The sequence below is a fragment of the Corynebacterium sp. HMSC058E07 genome (assembly GCF_001809885.1).
Taxonomy (GTDB): Bacteria; Actinomycetota; Actinomycetes; order Mycobacteriales; family Mycobacteriaceae; genus Corynebacterium; species Corynebacterium macclintockiae.
Genome location: NZ_KV799275.1, coordinates 412,844 through 435,666 on the forward strand (window position 1 = coordinate 412,844; position 22,823 = coordinate 435,666).

At 62.4% G+C, this 22,823-nt stretch carries 18 protein-coding genes; 5 read left to right on the plus strand and 13 right to left on the minus strand.

Features of this window, described 5'->3' with window-relative positions; all coding sequences use genetic code 11:
- Positions 1–282 precede the first annotated feature (282 nt).
- The 4 genes from gltX to HMPREF2678_RS07265 form a co-directional block, all read right to left on the minus strand.
- Complete coding sequence (gltX, locus tag HMPREF2678_RS07250) at positions 283–1,785, minus strand: glutamate--tRNA ligase (RefSeq protein ID WP_070551688.1); 1,503 nt, start codon at positions 1,783–1,785, stop codon at positions 283–285.
- Positions 1,786–1,842: 57 nt separating this feature from the next.
- The gene (locus tag HMPREF2678_RS07255; RefSeq protein WP_141747044.1) at positions 1,843–2,946 is read right to left on the minus strand and encodes a CE1 family esterase; all 1,104 of its coding nucleotides are present in this window, start codon (positions 2,944–2,946) and stop codon (positions 1,843–1,845) included.
- A gap of 749 nt (positions 2,947–3,695) precedes the next feature.
- The gene (locus HMPREF2678_RS10225) at positions 3,696–4,415 is read right to left on the minus strand and encodes a CE1 family esterase (RefSeq protein ID WP_246817907.1); all 720 of its coding nucleotides are present in this window, start codon (positions 4,413–4,415) and stop codon (positions 3,696–3,698) included.
- A gap of 538 nt (positions 4,416–4,953) precedes the next feature.
- On the minus strand, positions 4,954–5,778 hold the full coding sequence (locus HMPREF2678_RS07265; RefSeq protein WP_070551787.1) for a TIM barrel protein: 825 nt from the start codon (positions 5,776–5,778) through the stop codon (positions 4,954–4,956).
- 160 nt (positions 5,779–5,938) lie between these two features.
- On the opposite strand from HMPREF2678_RS07265, the gene HMPREF2678_RS07270 reads away from it, so the two are divergent.
- Positions 5,939–7,081, plus strand: coding sequence for an isochorismate synthase (locus HMPREF2678_RS07270; protein ID WP_070551691.1), 1,143 nt, complete (start codon positions 5,939–5,941; stop codon positions 7,079–7,081).
- A 36-nt stretch (positions 7,082–7,117) separates the two neighbouring features.
- Here HMPREF2678_RS07270 and HMPREF2678_RS07275 read toward each other — a convergent pair whose 3' ends face one another.
- Positions 7,118–7,930 (minus strand): fumarylacetoacetate hydrolase family protein, encoded by an 813-nt coding sequence (locus tag HMPREF2678_RS07275; RefSeq protein ID WP_034973964.1) that lies wholly within the window; start codon positions 7,928–7,930, stop codon positions 7,118–7,120.
- Positions 7,931–8,123: 193 nt separating this feature from the next.
- Here HMPREF2678_RS07275 and HMPREF2678_RS07280 point away from each other — a divergent pair, with 193 nt between their 5' ends.
- On the plus strand, positions 8,124–9,854 hold the full coding sequence (locus HMPREF2678_RS07280; protein WP_210382708.1) for an alkaline phosphatase D family protein: 1,731 nt from the start codon (positions 8,124–8,126) through the stop codon (positions 9,852–9,854).
- An 82-nt stretch (positions 9,855–9,936) separates the two neighbouring features.
- Here the strand turns inward: HMPREF2678_RS07280 and HMPREF2678_RS07285 are convergent, their stop codons facing one another.
- The gene (locus HMPREF2678_RS07285) at positions 9,937–10,953 is read right to left on the minus strand and encodes a 3-isopropylmalate dehydrogenase (RefSeq protein WP_034970803.1); all 1,017 of its coding nucleotides are present in this window, start codon (positions 10,951–10,953) and stop codon (positions 9,937–9,939) included.
- A gap of 172 nt (positions 10,954–11,125) precedes the next feature.
- On the opposite strand from HMPREF2678_RS07285, the gene HMPREF2678_RS07290 reads away from it, so the two are divergent.
- Positions 11,126–12,007 (plus strand): ABC transporter ATP-binding protein, encoded by an 882-nt coding sequence (locus tag HMPREF2678_RS07290; RefSeq protein ID WP_051879463.1) that lies wholly within the window; start codon positions 11,126–11,128, stop codon positions 12,005–12,007.
- Between the two features lie 77 nt (positions 12,008–12,084).
- Positions 12,085–13,644, plus strand: a complete 1,560-nt coding sequence (locus tag HMPREF2678_RS07295) for an ABC transporter permease (RefSeq protein WP_230580503.1) — start codon at positions 12,085–12,087, stop codon at positions 13,642–13,644.
- 44 nt (positions 13,645–13,688) lie between these two features.
- Here HMPREF2678_RS07295 and serA read toward each other — a convergent pair whose 3' ends face one another.
- Positions 13,689–15,278: a phosphoglycerate dehydrogenase gene (serA, locus tag HMPREF2678_RS07300; protein ID WP_034979128.1), complete on the minus strand. Its 1,590-nt coding sequence runs from the start codon at positions 15,276–15,278 to the stop codon at positions 13,689–13,691.
- Positions 15,279–15,377: 99 nt separating this feature from the next.
- Positions 15,378–16,679, minus strand: coding sequence for a GTP-binding protein (locus HMPREF2678_RS07305; protein WP_371325839.1), 1,302 nt, complete (start codon positions 16,677–16,679; stop codon positions 15,378–15,380).
- Between the two features lie 172 nt (positions 16,680–16,851).
- Between HMPREF2678_RS07305 and HMPREF2678_RS07315 the strand changes: the two genes are divergently transcribed.
- Positions 16,852–17,571: a CAP domain-containing protein gene (locus tag HMPREF2678_RS07315; RefSeq protein WP_070551696.1), complete on the plus strand. Its 720-nt coding sequence runs from the start codon at positions 16,852–16,854 to the stop codon at positions 17,569–17,571.
- 108 nt (positions 17,572–17,679) lie between these two features.
- On the opposite strand, the gene HMPREF2678_RS07320 is transcribed toward HMPREF2678_RS07315, so the two are convergent.
- The 5 genes from HMPREF2678_RS07320 to HMPREF2678_RS07340 all read right to left on the minus strand — a co-directional run bounded on the left by HMPREF2678_RS07320 (position 17,680) and on the right by HMPREF2678_RS07340 (position 22,781).
- Entirely contained in the window at positions 17,680–18,459 is a 780-nt protein-coding gene (locus HMPREF2678_RS07320) for an ABC transporter ATP-binding protein (protein ID WP_070551699.1), read from the minus strand.
- Positions 18,456–19,640, minus strand: coding sequence for an iron ABC transporter permease (locus HMPREF2678_RS07325; RefSeq protein WP_237744531.1), 1,185 nt, complete (start codon positions 19,638–19,640; stop codon positions 18,456–18,458). Before HMPREF2678_RS07325 ends, HMPREF2678_RS07320 begins: the two co-directional genes overlap by 4 nt.
- The gene (locus HMPREF2678_RS07330; RefSeq protein ID WP_070551702.1) at positions 19,640–20,548 is read right to left on the minus strand and encodes a FecCD family ABC transporter permease; all 909 of its coding nucleotides are present in this window, start codon (positions 20,546–20,548) and stop codon (positions 19,640–19,642) included. The genes HMPREF2678_RS07325 and HMPREF2678_RS07330 overlap by 1 nt, the downstream gene beginning before the upstream one ends.
- A gap of 126 nt (positions 20,549–20,674) precedes the next feature.
- Complete coding sequence (locus tag HMPREF2678_RS07335; RefSeq protein WP_070551706.1) at positions 20,675–21,568, minus strand: ABC transporter substrate-binding protein; 894 nt, start codon at positions 21,566–21,568, stop codon at positions 20,675–20,677.
- Between the two features lie 88 nt (positions 21,569–21,656).
- Positions 21,657–22,781 (minus strand): cation diffusion facilitator family transporter, encoded by a 1,125-nt coding sequence (locus HMPREF2678_RS07340; RefSeq protein ID WP_141747046.1) that lies wholly within the window; start codon positions 22,779–22,781, stop codon positions 21,657–21,659.
- Positions 22,782–22,823 lie beyond the last annotated feature (42 nt).

Genomic DNA, 22,823 nt, shown 5'->3' on the forward strand with positions numbered 1-22,823 from the left:
AGGACTCGAACCTAGAATGACGGTACCAGAAACCGTAGTGTTGCCAATTACACCATAGGCCATCGTTCGTCGAACAAAACCCGCAAGCGTTACTCCCCGGATATCCAGGTCGTTGAACACTGCGAACCTCGTTCGCAACGGTGAATACTATAACCAGAACAGCGAATTACAAGCAAATCAGCTGTTCAAGCCACATTTTCTGGTCATAGTACGCTCACTACGCCGCCCCCTCCTGCAGGGCGGCACGCGCTACTGTGCCTACCGCAGCGCCTACTGCTGCACCTACTGCTGCGCGGGTGCGAACGGCGTCTGCTCGCGGGCGGACTTCAGGCGCGCCAGCGTGGACTCCTTGCCCAGCAGCTCCATGGACTCGAACAGCGGCGGGGACACAGCCGCACCGCTGATGGCTACGCGCAGGGCACCGTAGGCCTTGCGCGGCTTCAGCTCCATCTCCTCGATCAGCTTCGACTGCAGCGCATTCTCGATGACGTCAGTCTTGAACTCCCCGTCCGCGATGGCCTCCAGCTGCGCGATGGCAACCTCGAGAACCTCCACCGCGTCCTCCTTCAGGTTCTTCTTCGCGGCCTTCTCATCCAGGGACAAGTCGGCGTCAGAAGTAATGAGGAAGCGCAGCAGACCGTCAGCGTCCGAGAGCGTCTTGATGCGCGTCTGCACCAGCTCCGCGGCGAAGGCGAACTTGTCTGCGGGGTAGTCCGCCGGGAAGTCCTTGTACTCCTCCAGGTAGGCGCGCAGGCGCTCGGTGAAGTCGCCCAGCTCGAGCAGGCGGATGTGGTCGGCGTTGATGGCCTCCAGCTTCTTCTGGTCGAAACGCGCAGGGTTCGGCTTCACGTCCGCCACATCAAAGTTGTCGATGAGCTGCTGCATCGTGAAGATATCCTCGTCCGCGGACAGCGACCAGCCCAGCAGCGACAGGTAGTTCAGCATGCCCTCGGGGATGATGCCGTTGTCGCGGTGGTTAAACAGGTTGGATTCCGGGTCGCGCTTGGAGAGCTTCTTGTTGCCCTCGCCCATCACGAACGGTAGGTGGCCGAATGTAGGTACCTGTTTAGCGACGCCCACCCGTACCAGCGCCTCGTAGAGTGCGATCTGTCGCGGTGTGGACGGCAGCAGGTCTTCGCCTCGCAGGACGTGCGTGATCTCCATCAGAGCATCGTCCACCGGGTTGACGAGGGTGTACAGCGGCTGGCCGTTGGAGCGAGCGACCACGAAGTCCGGGACGGTCTTGCCGTCCACGCTCATGTCGCCGCGGACCAGGTCGTGCCATTCGTAGATGCGATCGTCGGGCATGCGCAGGCGCCAGACCGGCTCGCGGCCTTCCGCCTTGAACTGCGCGATCTGCTCTTCAGTGAGGTCGCGGTCGTAGTTGTCGTAGCCCAGCTGGGGGTCCCGGCCAGCAGCCTTGTGGCGGGCCTGGACTTCCTCGTTGGTGGAATAGGCCGGGTATACGTCGCCGGATTCCTTCAGCTTCTCCAGGACGTCCGCGTAGATGTCCATGCGCTGGGACTGGCGGTAGGGCTCGTGCGGGCCGCCGACCTCGATCCCCTCGTCCCAGCCGAGGTTCAGCCACTTCAGGGAATCGATGATGGCCTGGTAGGACTCTTCGGAGTCTCGCTTCGCATCAGTATCCTCGATGCGGAAGATGAGCTTGCCGCCGGTGTGGCGGGCATAAGCCCAGTTGAACAGTGCCGTGCGGACCATGCCGACGTGCGGGGTGCCGGTAGGCGACGGGCAGAATCGAACGCGAACTTCGCTAACTTCACTCATGGTCTCTAACTGTACCTTTTCGTGTTCAGCGCTTCGCGGTCGCTAGGGGTGGTGCGACTAGGCGTGGCGCTGGCGAGACAGGAAGTGCCATGCAGCCGTCGGAGCGTCCGGAGCGTAGGCATTCCAGTTGTGGCCTCCCATGTGTGCGCGCCACAACACGGTCGAAGCTCGGCAGCCACTGTAGGTGTAGCCACTAGTCAGAGGGTGGGCTTGAGTTCCGTGCAGAGTCCCCATGTTGCAGGAGTTACGGCGTGCTGCATTGTCGAAAGCAGCGCGAGCGCCGTAGTAGTGCATGCCGTGACGGACACCGCCGCCGTAGCGAACTACGTTGTCGTGAGTGCCGTGGATCAGCATCGTCGGTACGTTGCGGCCTTTGCAGTTGTCCATGGTGGCGTCATAATAAGCACCAGAAACAGACACAACACCAGCGACCAGATCGGGAGCCTGGCAGGCCAGGTTCATCGCCATGCCGCCACCATTGGACATGCCAGCCGCGTAGATACGCTTAGTGTCGACGTTGTAACGCTTAGCGAGGGTCTTGACCATGGTGCGGACAAAGGCAACATCCTCGCCGCGGCGAGTCTTGGAATACGGCGCGCCTTCCCATGCGTGGCCGATGCCCTCCGGGTGAACGACGATAGCGGTGCGGCCAGCGATCGCGTTGAAGCGAGACATGTCCTTTGCGCTTGCAGCCGATTGGCCAAGACCGCCAAACATGAAGAGGATCGGCTTCTTGCGGTTCGCCGAGTTGGCTGGGACGTCGACAAGGGCAGTGCGGGTCTTACCGTTGACGTTGAAGGTCTGGTAGTTGTTCGCCGGACGCGGGGACATGCCACTAGCCAGGCCGCTGAGGCTGCCAGAGAGTTTGCCTACCAGGCTGTTTGGGGTTGCAGCGCTGGCCTGCGGAGTTGCAGAGTCGTTGCCTGCAGCGGTGTCCAGGGCCGGGCCGGCTAGAGTGCCGGTGGCGAGGCCGAGAGCTACCGCGAGGGAAAGAGTGAGCTTGCGGAAGCGACCGGCGTGGGTACGACCAGTGGAGTGGGTGGCGGTACCAGTGTGGGCGGAGTGAGTACGGCTGATGGAGTCGGCGGCGCCAGCGGAGTGGGTGGCGGCGTGGGGGTGAGCCACGCTGTGGGCCGCGGAGCCGTTAAAGCTTAGACGCATGAAGGATTTTTGCACCGCTTAAACATACACCTAGCGGCGGGAATTACCCACTTTCCCTTTAAAAACCATTCAGGCGAGTGTACCCCTGGCAAGCCTCCTGTGACCCATGAGGCAGAATCTTCCCCATCAGTTACATCTTTTTCCAGGAATCTCTCGTATTTCACTCGCCATAGCACCCCTTCCTCAGGGCACCCGACCGCTCCCCTTGCCTACAACCTCCGGCCGCATCCCCCCGCCACATTCACCCCTACCGCCTCACCCCACCCACCTCACCCCTACAGCCCCACCCCGCCCGCAAAGAACCTTCACGGCACCTACACCTCACTAGTCGTCGCCTTTTGCGCCGATGGGCACTTGTATCTGCGCCGATGAGCACCTAAATGTCGCTAGAACGGGAATCTGTGGGACCTGCTGGACGCCCAGGATTTTTTGCAACGCTTTGACCTGCGCTTTTAGGTAAATGCAAACCGGGGTCGTTAACAGATTCCCGTTCTAGCGACATTTGACCCCGGCAGCCACCCCCACAACCCGCGCTAACGAGCGAATCCTAAACACATCAGCACCAGCAGGCACAATAGTCACATAAGCAACAGCAGCTGGTCAGCCATACCCAGCGCAGCAGCTGGTCAGCCAAAAACTCAGCAACAGCAGCTGGTCACAGCAGCTGGTCAGCCATACCCAGCACAGCAGCTGGTCAGCCAAAAACTCAGCAACAGCAGCTGGTCTGCCATATGCCCCAGCGCAGCTAACTAACTAGCAGCCCCCGGCAGTGCCTTGTTCTGGCGCGCCAGGAAGTTCCACGCCTCATTGGCAACATCCGGAGCAAAATGCCAGTTGTGCCCCTGGTCATTGATCCGCCAGAACACAGCCTCGTCGCGACATCCCGGGTAACCAAACTGGGTGACATTGTTGGGCTTCTGCTCCACCACCGGCTGTGGGACACATCCATTCCGCAGCGCACGCGAATGGATCAAGTGCGGTGCGGGCAAGTACGGCGCATCGTGCAGCGTGCCTCCGTCGTAGTGGGTCAGCTCGTCGCGCTGGCCGTGGATCACAAAAGTCGGCACCGATTCCGGCGCGCAGCCTTCGTTGACTGGGTTGTAGAAGGCTCCGGAAACGCTCACCACGCCAGCCACCAGGTCGGGAGCCTGGCACGCCAGGTTCATCACAAACCCGCCGCCGTTCGACATTCCCGCAGCGTAGATGCGGTTTCGGTCAACGTTGAAGCGCTTGCCCAGCTCGTTGACGATTTGTCGTACAAAGTCCACATCCTGGCCGCGTCGGCTGGTCGCGTAGGGCGCGCCTTCCCATGCGTTGTCGATGCCACGCGGGTAAACCACGATCGCCTCGTTGGCCGCGCCAGTGTTAGAGAAGCGCGAGTAGTTGCGGTAGTTCTCCGGGGTATCGTCACGCCCACCGAACCCAAGCAGCACCGGCGTGGGCCTATGCGGGTCATAGTTAGAGGTCACGCTCACGATTGCACTGCGGGTGCTGCCGTCTGGACGCCGGAACTCAATGTTTTCTGGCTGCCCCGGTTTCGCCCTATCTATTGTGGACGCCAACTTCCCCGCCGGTGCCGGCTTCAGTGCTGGCGCTGGCGCAGGTTTAGGCGCAGGTGCAGGAGCCGGAGCCGGTGCAGGTTTAGGCGCTGGTGCAGGAGCCGGAGCGGGGGCTGATTTAGGCGCAGGAGCGGAGGCTGGTTTAGGCGCTGGCGCGGGGGCTGCCGCGGGTGCGGGGGCTGGTGCCGGGTTGGGTGCGGGAGCCGCCTGGGCGGAGGCAACGCCCGCGCCGCCGACCAGCATCGACGCCAGCATCGCCAGCGTCATCGCTACGGAAACAGCCACGAGCAGAACGAGGCGCGCAGCGCGCCCAGTTTTAACACCTTTAACAGAAGTCACAGAAGTCACATGAGTCACAAACGTAACACTAGAGGCAACCACTACTTCACGGGTGCCGCAACACGCCGACCCCTGTGAACTTTCTTCAGCTTTCTTTCAGCTACGCCCGTTAGGCGTGTTCGAGGACGACCTCGCCCTCATACCCTGCCTCCCTCAGCTGGTTAACCCACTCCTCCAGCGGAGCATCGCCAGTCCCCGGCGCACCGCGGCCTGGGAAGTCCGCGATCTGAATATGTTCCGGCCACAGCTCGTACTCCGCTCCCCGGCTGGCGAGCCAAGTCCAATCTTCACCGTTAGCGGCGAGGTGGTAGGCGTCAATAAGAAGGCGACCGCCTGCGACAACCAGGGGCGCTGCCTCCTTAATGCTGGTCACAGGGTAATTCTCAATGCCGCTAAGAGGCTCAATGAGGGCGATGCCCCCGAAGCGGGCCAGGCGCTTCGCCACCGCGGCGAAAGCGCGCACCTGACGGCGCTGTAGCACGCGACCGCCGCGGCCAACCAACACGTTGAAGCGGCGGACGCCCGTGAGGCGATGCAGGTACTCGATGACGTTCAGGTGCTCGATGAGCTCCTCGGTGATGGCAGGGTCGCCGGATTCAGCGTCGGGGTCGGTGCCCGCGCCAGCACCGTCGGCACCTTCCTCCGGGCCGACCAGGTGCAACACTCCCCGATCGCCAGCAGCCAGATCCCCAGCCCACAGATTCAGCGCAACCAGTTGGCGGGGATTCTCTGGGCGCCCCTTGGCCAGCGCATCCACAAGCTGGCGCATCTGCTGCTCGGACGGGTGGGGCGTATCCCACGGCCACCACAGCTCCACCTTGTCGAAGGGGGAATTCGCGACAGCCTCTAGAGCCTCCGCGCCAGTCTTCGCCCCGAGGGAGTAATTCATCGCGGTGGCGTAACCGGCCGGCCGCACACTTGATTCTGTATTCATAAGCATCATCTTTTCATGCAGGACGTTGTAATTCAGAATCCGGATCGGGCCGCTGTGTCGTGCACGCGCCACGCGCGGACCACCCCCAGCCGCCGCGCGCACGCCACCCAACCCCAGCCCAAGGAGCGACAGAGTAGCCCCGGGCAGTAAACTGGCACGCATGACCCACGAGCAGAGACCGGCCACCGCCCCGGATTTCCTGCTTTCCCGCCCAGATCGCAGCATCCGCACACAGGGCCGCAAGGCGTCGTTCCCGGACCCTTTCGAGGCCTCCACGGCACTTCGAAACAAGGATGCAGACTTGATTGTCGGCGCTTTTCCCTTCGACACCTCACTCCGCGCGGCACTCATGGAACCGGAGACTGTCGTCCGCGCCGAAGGCCCGCTGGAACCCCCAGCGTTCTTCCGCGGGCAGGATGCCGCCCGTTCCCTCGTCGTCGAATCCGTGGAGGCGCAGACCACCATGGAGGAACACGCCGCCATGGTCGCCGCCGCCGTCGCCACGATCCAGCAAACCCAGTTGGAGAAGGTCGTGCTGGCCCGCGCCGTGGACATCACCTTCGCCGAGGCGGTCGACCCACTGTTGATCGCCGCCCGACTGATCGACCTGTCCGCGTATCGGGATGGCTTCGCCGTGGACCTTTCGGCCACCGGCCGCGACGAGTACCGGAACGCCATGTTCGTCGGCAGTTCCCCGGAGATGCTGATTCGCCGCGAGGGGCGCCGCGTCTCGGCCTTCCCCATGGCCGGTTCCGCGCCGCGCACCGGAGTTTTTTCTATTGATGACGCCACAGCCCGCGACCTCGCCAGTTCCACCAAGGACCTACGCGAGCACCGCTTCGTGGTGGATCACTACCGCCGCGTGCTGGAGCCATTGTGCGAGAAGCTGGACATCCCCGATACTCCGGAGATCCACGAGACGAACGAGATGATCCACCTGGGCACTCAGATCGCTGGCACGTTGAAGGACGACGAGTATTCCGCGCTGGATTTGGCGCTGATGCTGCATCCCACCCCGGCGATTGGTGGCACGCCGACAGATGATGCGTTGGGAGTGATTTCCCAGGAGAAGTCCCCACGCGAGTTCTACTCCGGCGCGGTGGGCTGGTGCGATTCAGAGGGCGACGGGGAGTTCATGGTCTCTATCCGCTGCGCCATCGTGGAGGAAAACACCGCCCGCGCGTGGGCGGGCGGCGGAGTTGTGGTCGATTCGAACCCGACCAAGGAGGCAGAGGAAACCTCCGCGAAGCTGCAAACAGCGCTGCGGGCACTCAACGTGCCTGCAGCGCTGCGGGAGGTTTAGGCCGGGGCTCGGCGCGAGGGGGCGCGGCCCCGCCGGCTACTTGCCGTAGGCCTGCACTGGGTTGGCCAACTTGCCCAGCCCGGGGATTTCAACCTCAATGCGGTCGCCCGGAACCATCTCTGCGGTTCCGGCGGGCGAGCCGGTGCAGATCACGTCGCCCGGCAGCAGCGTGAACGCGGAGGAAACCCATTCGATGATCTCCGGGATGTCCTTGATCATCTGGTTGGAGTTGGAATCCTGCTTCGTTTCCGTCTTCCCATCGTGCGTGAGGTGCGCCTTGATTGGCTGGTTGTCGATCTCGATGCTGTCGACAGCCGTTTCGATCCACGGACCCAGCGGGCAGAAGGAATCCAGGCCCTTCGCGCGCGCCCATTGTCCGTCCTGGAACTGCAGGTCGCGGGAGGAAACGTCATTGACGATGGTGAACCCCAGCACCACGTCCTTCCAGTTGGCACGCTTGACATCCTTGCAGGGGCGACCGATGACGATCGCCAGTTCGCCTTCGAATTCCACTCGCGTTGCCCACTCGGGGATGCGGATGGGAGCCTCGGGTCCGATGACGGCTGTCGGGGGCTTCAGGAAGATCGTGGGCGGCAGGTGCTCGGCGCTCTTGGCGAAGACTTCTTCGACGTGGTCAGCGTAGTTGCGTCCGACGGCAATGATCTTCGACGGCAGGATCGGGGCCAGTAGCCGCACGTCCTCGATGGGCCATGATTTTCCGGTGAATTCTGGCTGGCCGAAGGGGTGGCCGGCAACCTCGCGGCAGGTGGCGCCGGTGCCGTCCGGCTGGCCCCCCTCGACGATCGCGAAAGCCATGCCCTCTGGGTGTGCAATTCGAGCAATACGCATGTTTTCATACCCTACCCCACCGGTCTTGGGTCCCTCTTGTTGTGTCCCTTTTTCTTGTCTGTCGCTTGGTCCCCACAACTATCGACGCCACCTCCTCCCCCGCTCGGCCATTCACCGCGAATTTGTTTTCCTGTCACTCGCAGTTAATTCCCCTGCCACGGCTGCGACAGATTTCACACGTAGCTTGGCCGCTATGACGAATCGCAGCGTTAACCCTCACACTTCCAACAATCCCAACACCTCCAGCAGCTCCGCCAGTCCCAGCATTGCCACTGGCGCCCGCTCCCGCGCGCGCGGCACCTCCCGGCGCACGTTCCTAGCCGGCGCAGGTGCCACCGGCGCCGCACTACTCGGCACGGGCGTGGCGAACGCTCTCGGCTCGCAGGCCGGCAGCGTAGCGGGCTCGGCGGGCTCGACAGGCTCTGCTGGCGTGGCGGGCTCCAGCGGGGCAATCGGCTCGCTTGGGCTGCAGCGCTCCCGCCCGGTGATCACTCATGGCGTCGCTACCGGCGATGTTCGACCCGACGGCGGCCTTGTATGGGCGCGCGTCGATCGACCGGCGCGCATGGTCGTCGAAGCTTCGACGGACCCGACCTTTCCGCGTCACAAGACCAAAACCTTCCGCGGCGCCATGCTCACCCCAGACAGCGACGGCACCGGGCGCCTGCGCCTCGTCGGCATGCAGCCGGGCCAAAAGATCCACTACCGCGTGATCATGGAGGATCAACACACCGCCGTGCGTTCCCAACCGGTGACCGGCAGTTTCACCACCGCGCCATCGACGAACCAGGCACGCAAGAGCATCCGCCTGCACTGGTCCGGCGACGTGGCGGGCCAGGGCTACGGCATCAACCCAGACATCGGTGGCATGTTCTGCTGGAAGACGATGGCGGATCGCAACCCGGACCTGTTTATCCACTCCGGCGATACGGTTTACGCCGACGGGCCGATCGAGGCGAACCACAAGATGGACGATGGCCGGATCTTCAAGAACCTCACCAGCCCGTTCAAGAACAAGGTGGCCGAAACCCTAGAGGAATTCCGCGGCCAGCACGCCTACAACCTGATGGACGAAAACTACAAGAGGTTCAACTCCCAGGTCGCCCAGCTTGTGCAGTGGGATGACCACGAGACGACCAACAACTGGTACCCAGGTGAAATCCTGGAGGACGACAAGTACCAGGTCAAGGACGTGAACCTACTGGCTCAGCGCGGTTTCCAGGCTTTCCACGAGTGGCAACCTCTGGACCGGAAGATGGCGGTGGATGGGCGCGTGTACCGCAAGATCTCCTACGGCTCGCTGCTGGATATCTTCGTGCTGGACATGCGCAGCTACAAGGACCGCAACCCGGACAGCGGAGCTTCCGCCACCAAGCCGGGCCACATCCTGGGAGCCAAGCAGGAAAAATGGCTGATCGACGGGGTGAAGAAATCCACCGCTACGTGGAAGATCATCGCCAACGACCTGCCACTGGGGATCGTGGTTCCGGACGGGGACGATCAGGAAGGTGTATCCAACGGCACGGGCGGAAAGGCCGTCGGCCGCGAGGCGGAGATCGGGCGCGTGCTCAGTGGCATCAAGGACGTACGGAATGTGGTGTGGCTGACCGCCGATGTGCACTACACCGCCGCCCACCACTACTCGCCGGACCGTGCGGACTTCCAGGACTTCGCGCCGTTCTGGGAGTTCGTCTCTGGCCCGCTGAACGCCGGCGGCTTCGGCCCGAACAAGATGGACGGCACCTTCGGCCCGGAGGTTGTGTACGTTCACGCGCCGCCGAAGGATAAGCAAAACTCCTCGCCGCTGGATGATTTCCAACACTTCGGAGAGGTGGACATCGACGGCGGTTCAAAGGACCTGACCGTCCGCCTGTTCACCACCCGCGGCAAGGAGCTGTGGTCGAAGACGCTGCGCGCCCAGTAGCCACTAAAGGCTACTGTCGCCGGAGCGCGCAGCAGCCGGGGGCACGGCTAGCGCTGCGCAGCGGGCAGCGCGCCGTTGCGCGCTAGTTGAGGTTCGCGACCACGCGGTCGCCAACCTCCGCGGTCTTCACGGGGCCGCCATCGCGCGAACCCGCCTCCGCCAGCACGGCGGCCTCGATCCGCTCGGCATTCGCGTCGTCGCCCAGGTGGCGCAGCATCAGCGCCACCGACAGGATCGCCGCGCAGGGGTCAGCGATCCCCTGGCCCGCGATATCCGGCGCGGAACCGTGCACCGGCTCGAACATAGAGGGGTTCTTCCGCGAAGGATCAATATTGCCCGAGGCAGCCAGGCCGATACCGCCCGTGACCGCACCCGCCAGGTCGGTCAAGATGTCGCCGAACAGGTTGTCCGTGACGATCACGTCGTATTCGTGCGGCTTGGTGACCATGTAGATCGTCGCCGCGTCGATGTGGTTGTAATCGACCTGAACCTCGGGGTACTCCTGCCCCACCGTTTCGATGGCGCGCTGCCACAGGCCACCAGCGTTGACCAGCACGTTCGTCTTGTGTACCCAGGTCAGCTTCTTACGCCTGCTCTGCGCGCGCTCGAACGCGTCGCGCACCACGCGCTCCACACCGTAGTAGGTGTTTTGGGATACTTCGGACGCCACCTCGTGGTCAGTTCCTTCGCGCAGTGTGCCGCCGTTGCCACAGTAGAGGCCCTCGGTCCCCTCTCGCACGACGACGAAGTCAATGTCACCCGGGTTGGCCAGCGGGCTGGAAGATCCGGGGTACAGCTTCGACGGACGCAGGTTCACCGCGTGGTCCAACTTGAAGCGCAGCGGCAGCAGCAGGCCGCGCTCCAGCACACCGGCGGGGACGGTGCGCGGGTCGCCGATGGCGCCCAGCAGGATAGCGTCGTGCTCGCGCAGGGAGTCCAGGTCCGCGTCGGTCAGGAGTTCACCATTGCGCAGGTAGCGGCGGGCGCCGAGGTCGTATTCGGTGGTCTCCACGTCGTCACGCAGAGCGTGCAGAACCTTCAGGGCCTCGGCGGTTACTTCGGTGCCGATGCCATCGCCGGCAATCACTGCGAGTTTCATTATATGAACTCCTTTGTCTCACTATCTGGTCACCTAAAACCATAGCACGCCACCCGGACAGCACTTGCCTAACAACCTAAAAATGGATTACTTCCAAGGCACTAGTACACCCGAGACAAAAGAGACAATGCTTTAACACCATTCATTATGCGCCGCTGTTAGTGTGAAAAACATGACCTACGAGCCATATCCCTCACAAACAACTTCAAATCCGGAGGTCAGCGACGCAGCGCTAGCCATCCGCAATCTACATAAAATCTTCCCTGGCAAGGTGGCGGTAAATAATCTCAGCCTCACCGTGCCCAAAGGCAGCTTCTACGGAATTGTCGGCCCTAACGGCGCCGGTAAAACCACCGCCATCCTCGCAGCGACGGGAATCATTCGCCCTGATGGCGGTAACTCCTGGATCGCTGGCCACCCATTGTGGAGCGACTCCGAGAACACCCAGCCCGATAATGAAGTGCTGGCAGCAAAGCGCAGCTATGGTCTGCTTGTAGACGGCCTTCCCGTTTTCGAGCGCCTCAGCGGCAAGGAATACCTTGAGTATCTTGGCTATCTCCGCGACATCCCCGGCGACGAACTGCAGCAGCGTATCGCAGACCTGCTGCGGGCACTCGATCTGGAAGATGCTGGAAAGAAGTACATCGCCGACTACTCCGCGGGTATGAAGAAGAAAATCCTGCTGGCCGGCGCCCTTTTGCACAGCCCGGAGGTGCTCATCCTGGACGAGCCTTTTGAAGCCGTGGATCCCGTTTCAGGCGAAGTGATCCGCACGATCCTTCGGCGCTATGTCGGCGCGGGTGGCACAGTCATCATGAGCTCGCACGTCATGGAACTGGTCGAAGGCCTATGCGACCACGTGGCGATCATCAACCAGGGCACCGTCGTCGCTGCTGGAACCACTGAACACGTGCGCGCGGGCAAGTCCCTCTCCGAACGCTTCGTCGAGGCCGTGGGCGGCAAGCAGTTGGACACGCAATCCTTCGGCTGGCTGCGCGGCGGACAAGCCGGGAACAGTGGACACGACCAGTCTACCCACCACCGCGAAGGGTAGGGCCAGTGTCGAAAACCAAGATTCTTCTCAAACTCCACTGCACACTCTGGGCGCACGCCTTTACAGGCAATATCCAGATGATCATTTCGTCCGTAGCCATCACTATCATCGCAGTGTTGGGCTGCGTCGGCCTGGCCTTTACCAGCTACGGAGCCCTCGTGTTCGACGGCAGCCCGGCCATGTTCGTGCTGACGATGGGACTCGGCAGCGTGCTCTACCTGGCACTATCAGCCATCTTTCCCAGCGAGGAACGCATGCTGGATCCACGCATGTTTAGCTCGTTGCCACTCTCTGACCGTGACCTCGTGCCAGGCATGGTCACGGCAATGTTCCTCAACTCCCGTGCCGCGATCTCGCTGGTCAACACGATCATTATGTCCGTGCTCGGTTACCTTGCCTTTGCGAAGGTGGCTTCCCCCGGTGCCGGCGCACTGTGGATACTCGGGTGTGTACTCCAACTAATTTTCACCCTCCTGGCGGGAGAAGCTCTCGCTGCTGCGATTAGCAGTATTGCTACCAAGTTCAGTGAACTGTGGGGCAATGTCGCCGTTTCCGTTGTCACTTTCAGCTTGCTGGCGCTGTACCTCGCTCCCCAGTTCTTGTCCGATGGCTCGGATCCCACCGCTGCCGTGGAGACCAGCTCCACAATCATATCCTGGACTCCCTTCGCCGCCGCTGCTGGCGCTGCCGCTGACATGACCGACATCGGAAATGGTGGCGTCAATACCGGCATCGCCAAGGGCACGATCTGCCTCGTGGGAATCCTCGCAGTCGCTATTGTGCTGCGCGTGGCCGTCAAGCACGACCTAAACAATCCCCTCCCTCCGCAGCACGTCACCCGGGCGGCGAAGGGAGACAGCCTACTACTGCCGCGTGTCCCCGCATCCCCCGTTGGCGCCCTGTACTCTCGCGAGATTCGCTATTGGCGCCGCGACAACCGATTCGTAATGAGCTTGACGTTCGTGGTCATCTTCTGCGCTCTTTACCTGCTGATGGGAATGTCCAATAGCGACAACGACTGGATGCTGTGGTTTGCGATGTTCTTCGTCTCCCTAGGCCCCCAACAGGTGGCGGGCAACTCTCTGGGCATGGACGGGCCGTCCAACTGGGTGCATATGGTCGCCGGTGTGCGTGGCAAGCAGATCGTCACCAGCCGCACCCTTTCCACCCTGGCGGTATTGATCCCAATCTGGCTGGTTATTTGCATCGCCACGGGAGCTATCAAGAGCTTCAGTGCCACTTGGCTCTTAGTCAGCGCCTTGGCGCTGGGGACCGTTTTTGTTGCCTCCGCCCTGGCCAACTTCAGCGCCAGCTACTTCCCCTCCCAGACCACCGCACCGGGAACCAATGCCTTTAAGCAGCGCAATGGTGGCTCCAGCGCTTTGATCTCCGCATTCGCAGTGATGCTGATCTTGGGCCTATCCATCCTGCCGGGTGCACTCCTGACGCTTATCCCGCTGGATTCCTCTGCGGGCAACAGCGACAGCATTGCCGACATCCCTCTTCTGAGTTGGGCAGGCGTACTGCTCCACGGGATCATCGTCATCGGTGCCGTCTGGATCTTGAACCACCGCGCCTCCCGCCGGCTCGATCTGCACTGGCCGGACATCGCGCAGAAGGTACAGCATTACCTGTAGCTGCGCGGCGGGGTGGCCGCCGCGGCACAACTTCGAGGTACTTCTTAGAAGTTCAGCACGAACGCGTTGGAGGCGCTCAGCCCTGCCTTGACCTCGTCGACCAGCTCCTGATCCAGATCCTGGGCGACACGCAGAACCAGCGTAGCCTGCGCTTCATCGCTGGTCGGGGACAGTGCGGCGGCGTCGATGTTGATGCCCTTGCTACCCAGCAAAGTGCCGACCTTGCCCAGCGCACCCGGCTGATCCGGGTAGACCAGGAACAGGTTGGTGCCGGTGGCGCGCAGGTCCAGGCCGCGGTGGTTGATGCGGACGATCTTCTCCACGTGCTCCAGGCCGGTCAGCGCACCAGCGACGGTGGCGGTGGTGCCATCGGCTGCGACTACCTGAACCTCCAGGACGGAGCGGTGGCTGACGGACTCGTCGTGCGTCTGCACGTCCAGCTCCACGCCGCGCTCTTCAGCGATCTGCGGGGCGTTGACGAAGGTGACCTGCTCGTCGATCACGCCGGAGAACACGCCACGCAGAGCAGCCAGGCCCAGTGCGTCAACGGACTCGGTGGACAACTCGCCGCGGGCGGTGACGGTTACAGCGTTCGGGGCGCCGTGCAGCAGCTCGCCACCCACGCGGCCCAGGTTGGTGGCCAGGTTCAGCCACAGAGCAACTTCCTCGGAGACCTTGCCGCCGGAAACGTTGACCGCGTCCGGTACGAAGTCGCCGGCCAGGGCCTTCAGGACGGATGCGGCAACGTCGGTGCCAGCGCGGTCCTGCGCCTCAACGGTGGAAGCGCCCAGGTGCGGGGTAACGACAACCTCGTCCAGCTCGAACAGCGGGGAATCCGTGCACGGCTCGGAGGCGTACACGTCGAAGCCAGCGCCGCGGATGTGGCCGGACTTGATGGCCTCCGCCAGGGCGGCCTCGTCCACCAGACCACCACGGGCGGCGTTGATGATGATCTGCCCCTTCTTGGACTTTGCCAACAGGTCCGCGTCGAACATGCCCGCGGTTTCCTTGGTCTTCGGCAGGTGGATGGTCACAAAGTCGGAGCGACCCATCAGTTCTTCCAGCTCCACCAGCTCCACGCCCAGCTGTGCGGCGCGGGCGGGGTTGGCGTACGGGTCGTAGGCGATGATGTCGGTCTCGAAAGCGGCCAGTCGCTGGGCGAACAGCTGGCCAATGTGGCCGAAGCCGACGATGCCGATGGTCTTGCCCAGGATCTCCACACCCTTGAAGGAGGAACGCTTCCACTCGCCGTCGCGCAGCGTCTTGTCGGCGGCGGGGATCTGGCGGGCGGTGGACAGCAGCAGGCTGATGGCGTGCTCGCAGGCGGAGTGGATGTTGGAGGTCGGGGCGTTGGCGACCATCACGCCGCGGGAGGTGGCGGTGTCGATGTCAACGTTGTCCAGACCCACGCCAGCGCGGCCAACGATCTGCAGCTTCGGTGCTGCCTCGAGCACCTCGGCGTCAACGGTGGTTGCAGAGCGGACCAGCAGTGCGTCTGCGTCTGCGACTGCCTTCAGCAGTTCGGGGCGGTTCGGGCCGTCGACCCAGCGAACCTCGACGGAATCGCCGAGGGCATCGACGGTGGACTGGGACAGCTTATCGGCGATGAGGACTACCGGACGGGTGTTACTCACGAATGTTTTCTCCCTAAAGTGCGACATTGCCTCGCCCACGCCGAAACGACCGCGCCGACGCGGGAAGGGACCACGCCATCCAAATGTGACGTGCGACCCTTACAGCATATCCCTTACCTCTGCGTCACTCAGCATTGCCTTCCGGAATTGTTGTACCGCTCTGTCTGCATCGAAATTGACGCCAATCAGTACCACCTCACTCGAGGGGGTTAGCCCCACTTGGCGCCACCCGCCCGCTGGCTGTATCCGCAGATCGGGACCAGCTTGGTGCCAGACGTGGGCAAGCTCTGGACGATCGGCAATCCAGCAGTATCCCTTGGAGCGCACCAGCCCGGTTGTGGAGCGCAGAGCCTTGATCAGGCGCTCCCTGTCGAGGGGGCGGTCCCCGCGGAAGACAACGGAGCTGATGCCGTACTCTTCCGTCTCTGGGGTGTGCGGGTTTTCCAGCTCGTCGAGGTAGCCCTCGTAGGCGCGGGCCGTCGCCTCGTCGTAGAGGTGTACGCCGAGAATGTCGTCAACCGCCGACCGCCCCTCGCCGTCGGTCGCCGCACTCGGAGTCTCAGCCGCGCCAGGGCCGCCCGCGTCGGCGCCTGCGCCTGTTGGGGCATCGGACTGGTCGGCGACGATGCGGCCGTGAATGAGTTTTTCGATGCGCGCCCGCGGGTTCATTCGGCGCAACAGCGCAACCGTCGCGCGGTAGCGTTCCTCGCTGACGAGGTCCGCCTTGGTGACGTAGATGACGTCCGCGAACTCGACCTGGTCGACCAGCAGATCTGCGATGGTGCGTTCATCGTCCGCAGTCGCCTGCAGGTCCGCTTCTGTGAGCAGCTTCTTCTGCCCTATTTGCGGCAGAAACTGGGCGGCGTCAACAAGAGTGACCATTGTGTCGATCGGCGCAACGTCCGCGAGGCGAGTGCCGTCCTCCCAGCGCCATTCGAAAGTTGCGGCGACGGGCATAGGTTCGGAGATGCCGGTGGATTCGATGACGATATGGTCGAAGTCACCGCTGCGTGCGAGTGTGCCTACGGATTCCACCAGATCCTCACGAAGTGTGCAGCAAATGCAGCCGTTAGTGAGCTCGACGAAGCGGTCCTCGCCGCGCGTGAGGTGACCTTCGCCGGCGATGAGGGCGGCGTCGATGTTGATTTCCGAGAAGTCGTTAACAATCACTGCGATCCGGCGGCCCCCGCGATTGGCGAGCAGGTCGTTCAGTAGCGTCGTTTTGCCCGAGCCGAGGAAGCCGGATAGCACGGTGACGGGCGTGACAGCGCTCGCGGGCGCGGCACTGGCGGGCACGGCGCTCGCGTTTTCAGGCGCGGACGCGGCACTTGCGCTCGCGGACGTGCTCCCCTGCCTCGAGGAATGGTCGGCGGCTGTGTCGTCGGGAGAATGGCTATGCATGTGTCTCATGCGTAGCACCCTACACGTTACTGACATCCGTTTTCATTTAAGGGTCTGTCGATCCATCTTTACCCCCGCCACCTACACCAACACATCTATGCAAGGTTAAGAAGTGTCTTAAAAACAGCTAAGCTAAAGCAGTTCCTTTCGACGTTTCAAGAAAGCATTTCCCATGAAGAACAACCGCAAACGCAATGTTCGTCGCGCGCTCGTCGCGTCGGTAACTGCAGTGGCTCTGACCACCAGTGCTGTAGCTGCCCCTGACAATTCAAGCCTTCTAGCCGCACCGCAGGCTGAGGCAGCAGAACCGTCTCCGCTATTCAAAGCGCTCCCCCTGGAAGTACAACAAGGCATCGCCACCCTTTTCGGCTTCACGATCCTTGCAGGGATTGTCGGAGGTCTGATCAAGGCACTAGCCGAAGGAGGCCTCGCCGGTTCTCTCGGCGGGGGCAATAACAGCGGGAACCCAGGCGCCGGCAACGGCGGAACCACCCAGCCTCAGAACAACAGCTACGAGGCGATGGGAAAGCAAATGCTCGCTAAGATCAACCGCGAGCGCCGCGCAAAGGGGCTAAATGAGCTGATCTGGAACGATCAGATGTTCAGAGAAGCCACCGCATACTCCCAGAAACTCGGTCGAGAGAACGCATTCGACCATGACAAGAGCGGTTACTACTACTGGCGCATGGGCGAGAACCTCGCGGCAGGCCCGAACCCCCGCGAGCTCGCTGATATGTGGATCAACGAGAAGTACGGCCCGGCCAGCGAGCAGGGGCACTACAAGGCGCTGATGTGGGAGAAGCATCGATACGCCGCAATCGGCATCGCGAAGCACCCGCAGTGGGGCTACGTGGCGACGGGACTCTTCGCCGACACCCCTCGCCCTTCCTAACCCACTCACCCCACTGGGTGGCACTGTTCAGCAACACGGTGTTTCAAGTGCTGTAACGCTGAAATGCAATACGGGTTTGCGCTGCTGTGTCACGTTGCCGCGCCGGGGCTAGCGGTATGGAATCGGCAGCACTCGTCCCGTCTCCGGATCCTGCACCTCCAGGCAGGAAATCCCGAAGAGCTCCTCAACGAGCGGCGCAGACATAACGTCTTCCGTATCCCCCGCCGCCAGCACCTGGCCATCACGCATAGCGACGATCGTGTCGGCGAAGCGGGCCGCGTGCGTCATATCATGCACGACCATCACGACAGTCCGGCCGGCGGCATTGAGATCCCGTACCAAGTCCAGAATTGCAATCTGGTGCGCGGGGTCCAAATAGGTCGTCGGTTCGTCGAGCAGCAACATCGGGGTCTGCTGCGCCACAGTCATCGCCACCCACACACGCTGCCGCTGACCGCCGGACAAATCCGTGGCCGGTACATCCAACAGAGTGGTCACCCCGGCGCGCTCGGCAGCCTCCTCCACCGCGCGGTAGTCTTCCGCTCCCAACGACGCAAACGCACCTGTATACGGGTACCGGCCGTACGCGATAACTTCCCGCACACTCACCCCCTCAGGGGTAACCGGCTGTTGTGGCAAAAACGAGACGTGCCGGGCAAACTCACGCGCGTTCATCTTGTGGATGGAGCGATCGCCCAGGTAAACCTGTCCCCGCGAGATTGGTTGTTGACGCCCCAACGCTCGCAGTAGCGTAGATTTTCCGCAGCCATTCGGGCCTATGAGGGCGGTAATCTTCCCCTCCGGAACCTGGAGGGAAACATCTCGCAAGACATCCGGGCCGCCGTAGCCTACCGTGATGGCCTCGGCGTGCAAGGCAGGTTCACTCATTGGGAGTTCCTTTCATCTGTCGTGGGCACTGCGGGGGCTCCCGCTGGGCTGCGGGACATACGCAGCAGAAGATAAATGAAATACGGGGCGCCGACAACGGAGATCAACGCACCCGCGGGGATTTCAGTAGGCGCAAATACCCAGCGACCAAGGGCGTCACAAAAGACGACCAACCCCGCGCCAGCCAGCGCAGACACAGGCAACACACGCCTGGTAGCACCGCCAACCAGCAGTCGCGCAGCATGCGGAACAATTAATCCTGCAAACCCCAACACACCCGCCGCAGCCACAGCGGCGGCTCCCAACAGGATCGCGAACAGCACCGCCACGGTGCGCCACGTTCGCTCGCTGACGCCCACTCCCGCCATGGCAGAAGAGTCCAGATCCAGCATGTCCAAGTGCCTCGAAAGCACGACGACTACCACGATGACCACCAGCACCACGGGCCCTACGACTTGCGCATCTGCGAGAGTGCGGGCGTAAAGCGAACCTTTGAGCCACGTCATTGCCGCGCCGGCTTCCGGGGCAGCTTTCACCAGTAGCAGCTGAGTAAGCGCGCCCAAACCAACAGAGACAGCCACTCCTGTGAGAGTGAGCCGTACCGGATCCGTTGCTCCCCTCCCTGCGAGTACCAGCACCAGGCCTGCACCCACCAGTGCACCGACGAACGCCACGGGGGTTAGCGCCTGCGCGGGCAAGGAACCGACACTCAACAGAGCCGCCACGGCCGCTAAGCCCCCTCCTGCGGTGACGCCCACAGTGTCCGGGGCTGCCAGCGGATTACGCAAGGCTAGCTGCAGCAACGCGCCGGAGACCGCCATCGCTGCACCGGCGAAGATCCCCACGAGCACGCGAGGCATGCGATAGCGCCAAATGAGCTTGTCGCCGGTGAAGAGATCGTGGATGGTCTCTGCAGGGGGCTTCATGACGGCACCGACACTTAATCCCAGGACGATCGCAAACGCCAGCAAAGCCAGGAGCGCTGCATACACCGCTATAACTCTGGTAACCCCGGTGCCACTAGTACGCGGCGCCGCGGTATCACCCTGTGACGCCGCAGTATCACCCTGCAGCGCCGCAGTATCACCCAGCGGCGCTACAGTGTCACTCTGCGGCGCCGCAGTGCCGGGCTGGGAAACGGTACTCCGGAGGATTCCTCTGCGATTCAAACCGCGCTTCATCAACGCACACCTCCCGGTTGCAGCCGATTAATACCCCACAGCAGCAACGGCACGCCAGTGATGGCAGTAACCACGCCCACTGGAGTCTCCGCCGGCGCCCACAGAGCCTGCGCAACGGAATCCGCCACCAGCAAAACTGCCGCCCCCACCACGGGGGCAATCACTAAGCTCAACCGATGGCGCGGGCCTGCCACTCGATGCGACACAACCGCTGCCAATAGGCCAAGGAAACCAATGGGGCCAGCAGCCGCAACTGCCGGCGCGATCAACAGCACTGCGCCCACCACTGCCACAATGCGCAGTCGGTGGGGGTTCGCGCCGACGGAAGACGAGAGGGCGTCACCGGCAAAAAGCGTATCCAGTCCCCGACCAGCAGCGATAGTAAACGGCAGAACCACCGCTACAGTAATAATGCAGGGCACTACGTCCGGGAGACGAACCCCGCCCAAGCGGCCAGAAAGCCACGACAGCACGGTCGAAAGCTGAGCCTCATCGATAACCAACGTGATCGCGGTACACGCCGAGAACAAAGCAGAAACGGCTATGCCCAGCAAAATCATCCGCTGCACCGACTGAGCACCAGTCGGGTCTCCCACCGTCACGCGCATCCCAATACCCACCGTGATCAGAGCTCCAAGCGCCGCGCCACACAGCGCGCCCGGCAGCACAGCTGCGCCCGACACTGATCCCGTGATCGTCGTGCACAGAACCGCGCCAAACGCAGCCCCAGCGTTCACGCCTGTGATTTCCGGATCCGCTAGTGGATTGCGAGTAGCGGTGCGCAGCAACACACCCGCGGCACCCAAGGCCAGGCCGATCACTGTCGCCGCCAAAAGCCGGTCGCGCATGACGGCGTGCACCTCCCCTGCCAGTTCTGGCGCGTTCGGAGGCACTTCCACACTGTTCATGCGCCAAACCCACGTCGCGAGAATAACGGCCAACCCCAGCGCCAGCAGGATCCACTGCGTTGTACGGCGTGGTTGTAGCTCTCTTTGCACTTCACTTCCCTCGGTCGCTGACGCTCGAAGGTGCGTTTATTTACGAGCGTTTTCCGTTTCGATGATCTGATCCAGCATTGCTTCTGCGGCCAGTGGGCCTCGAGATCGGGACCACGTGTCCTGCTCCACGTCCACGATGTCCTTGACCACGTCCTTGTATGGGCTGGACTTAAAGCCTTCAATGTCGTTGTACAAGTACATTCGATCCAGCTTCATCGCCGGGAGCTTATCGCCTGTCATTTCAGCAACGTCAGTCTTGGATTCGATCGCGGTGCGGGAACCGTCGTAGCCGTAGACGTAGCCGGCGTCAGAAAGAAGGGATCCTGCGAAGGAATCCTTGATCCACGCATAGAGAGTGCCCTTCGACCATCCAACCAGTGCAGCACGAGTGTCCGGCTTAACGAGCTTCTTTGCCTCTGAGACTTTGCCTTCAATACGCTCGCGGATCTCCTTTGCCTTATCTTCTTTGCCCAGCTTCTTTGCGATGTCATCCATGGCATCAAGGACGTCGGTGTAGCTGGCGTCGCTGTAGGACTTTGTCTCCGCAATTTCCTCCAGCTGGGGCATGATCGATTCCTGACGCGTTGGGCTAGCGAGGATCAAATCGGGCTCAAGAGACTGAATAACCTCCAGGTTTGGCTGCTTAGCCTGGCCGACCGATTCGATGCCCTCGAGCTTGCCCTCCAGGGTTTTCGGCCCGGATGACTTGCCGATCTCGACAATTCCTACCGGTTTTACGCCCAGAGCCTCGAGGATTTCCTCATAACGCCAGTCCAGAGCAACGACCCGCAACTCGCCATCTTTTGCGCCGTTATCGTTGGTGCCACCGGAACCGCATGCAACCAAAGTTGTGGCTCCGAGAATCGTCGCGACTATGAGGGCAAGGGCGCGCCGGAGGGAGCCGCGCCGGGAATTTCGAGAGTTCATCATTCCCCAGACACTACCCTACTTAGGGTTACCTAAACAAGGTAAGCCTATATCCTAGACTTCCCGCTATTGTGAGCAGTTTTCCGAGCCCTTAGCAGACATTTTGCGGCCCCTCATGGCCTGCGTGTGCGGCACGCTCCACCTGAATGGTGGCGTGCGCAATCCCCCACTCCTGTAATTCCTGCTGTGCCGCGCACAGCACCGAAGCTGGGTCACAGCCGTCCGGAACCACAAGGTGTACTGAGGCTAGAGCGCTCGTCCCATCCAGTGACCACAGGTGGAGATCGTGCACGTCCTGCACGCCGTCGACCTGTCGTAGCAAAGCATCAACCTCAGCGGGCTGGTAGCCCGGAGGCGCTTGCTCGAGGAGAATCCGCAGCGCCTGCATCATCAGCTGCCAGGCGCGCGGCAGCACCAGCGCGGCAATCACCAGCGAGGCGATAACGTCCGCATACTGCCAGCCGGTCAGAATGATCACCCCGCCGGCCACGAGCACCGCGACAGAGCCCAACATGTCCGCCAGCACGTGCAGGAACGCCCCCTGGACATTGACGGAATGCTCCCGCTGGCGGTTCAAGATCCACGCGGAAATGATGTTGGCTAGCAGGCCGATCACCGCGACGATCATCATCGGGCCGGCCATGATCTCCACCGGCTCGCTGAGGCGCTGGAACGCCTCGACCACGATCCAAGCGGAGATTCCCAACACGGTGACCGCATTGACGAGCGCAGCGAGCACCTCCACCCGCCGATAGCCGAAGGTCGCCTGCGCAGTTGCGGCCCTGCGACCGATGAAAATGGCGACGACCGCAATGATTAGGCCGGCGGCGTCCGAAAGCATGTGCATCGCATCGGCGAGCAACGCGACGGAGCCGGTGATCAGACCGCCGATCAGCTCTGCAAAGAAAACTGTGCCAGTGACGCCCAGCACGATGAGCAGCGCGCGCAGCGGAGCATCCGTCGGCGCGTGGGAGTGCGAATGCCCGTGCGAATGCCCGTGGCCAGAGTCGTGGGACTGTGCATGGCCGGATTCGTGCGAATGTGCATGGCCCCCCTCAGATACGCCGGCGGGCGCGGGCGCGCTGCCAGCGGTCGACGCGGGCGCGCCGCCAGCCGCAGGCGCGGACTCGCTGGAACGCGCAGAACCGTGGCGGCGCACGTCGGCACCACCACGGTCCTGTGGTTGTTGCTGAGCTGCGCTTGCGGGGTCGTTCATACCCTCACTTTAGGCAGCCACATCCCTTATTGACAACTTACT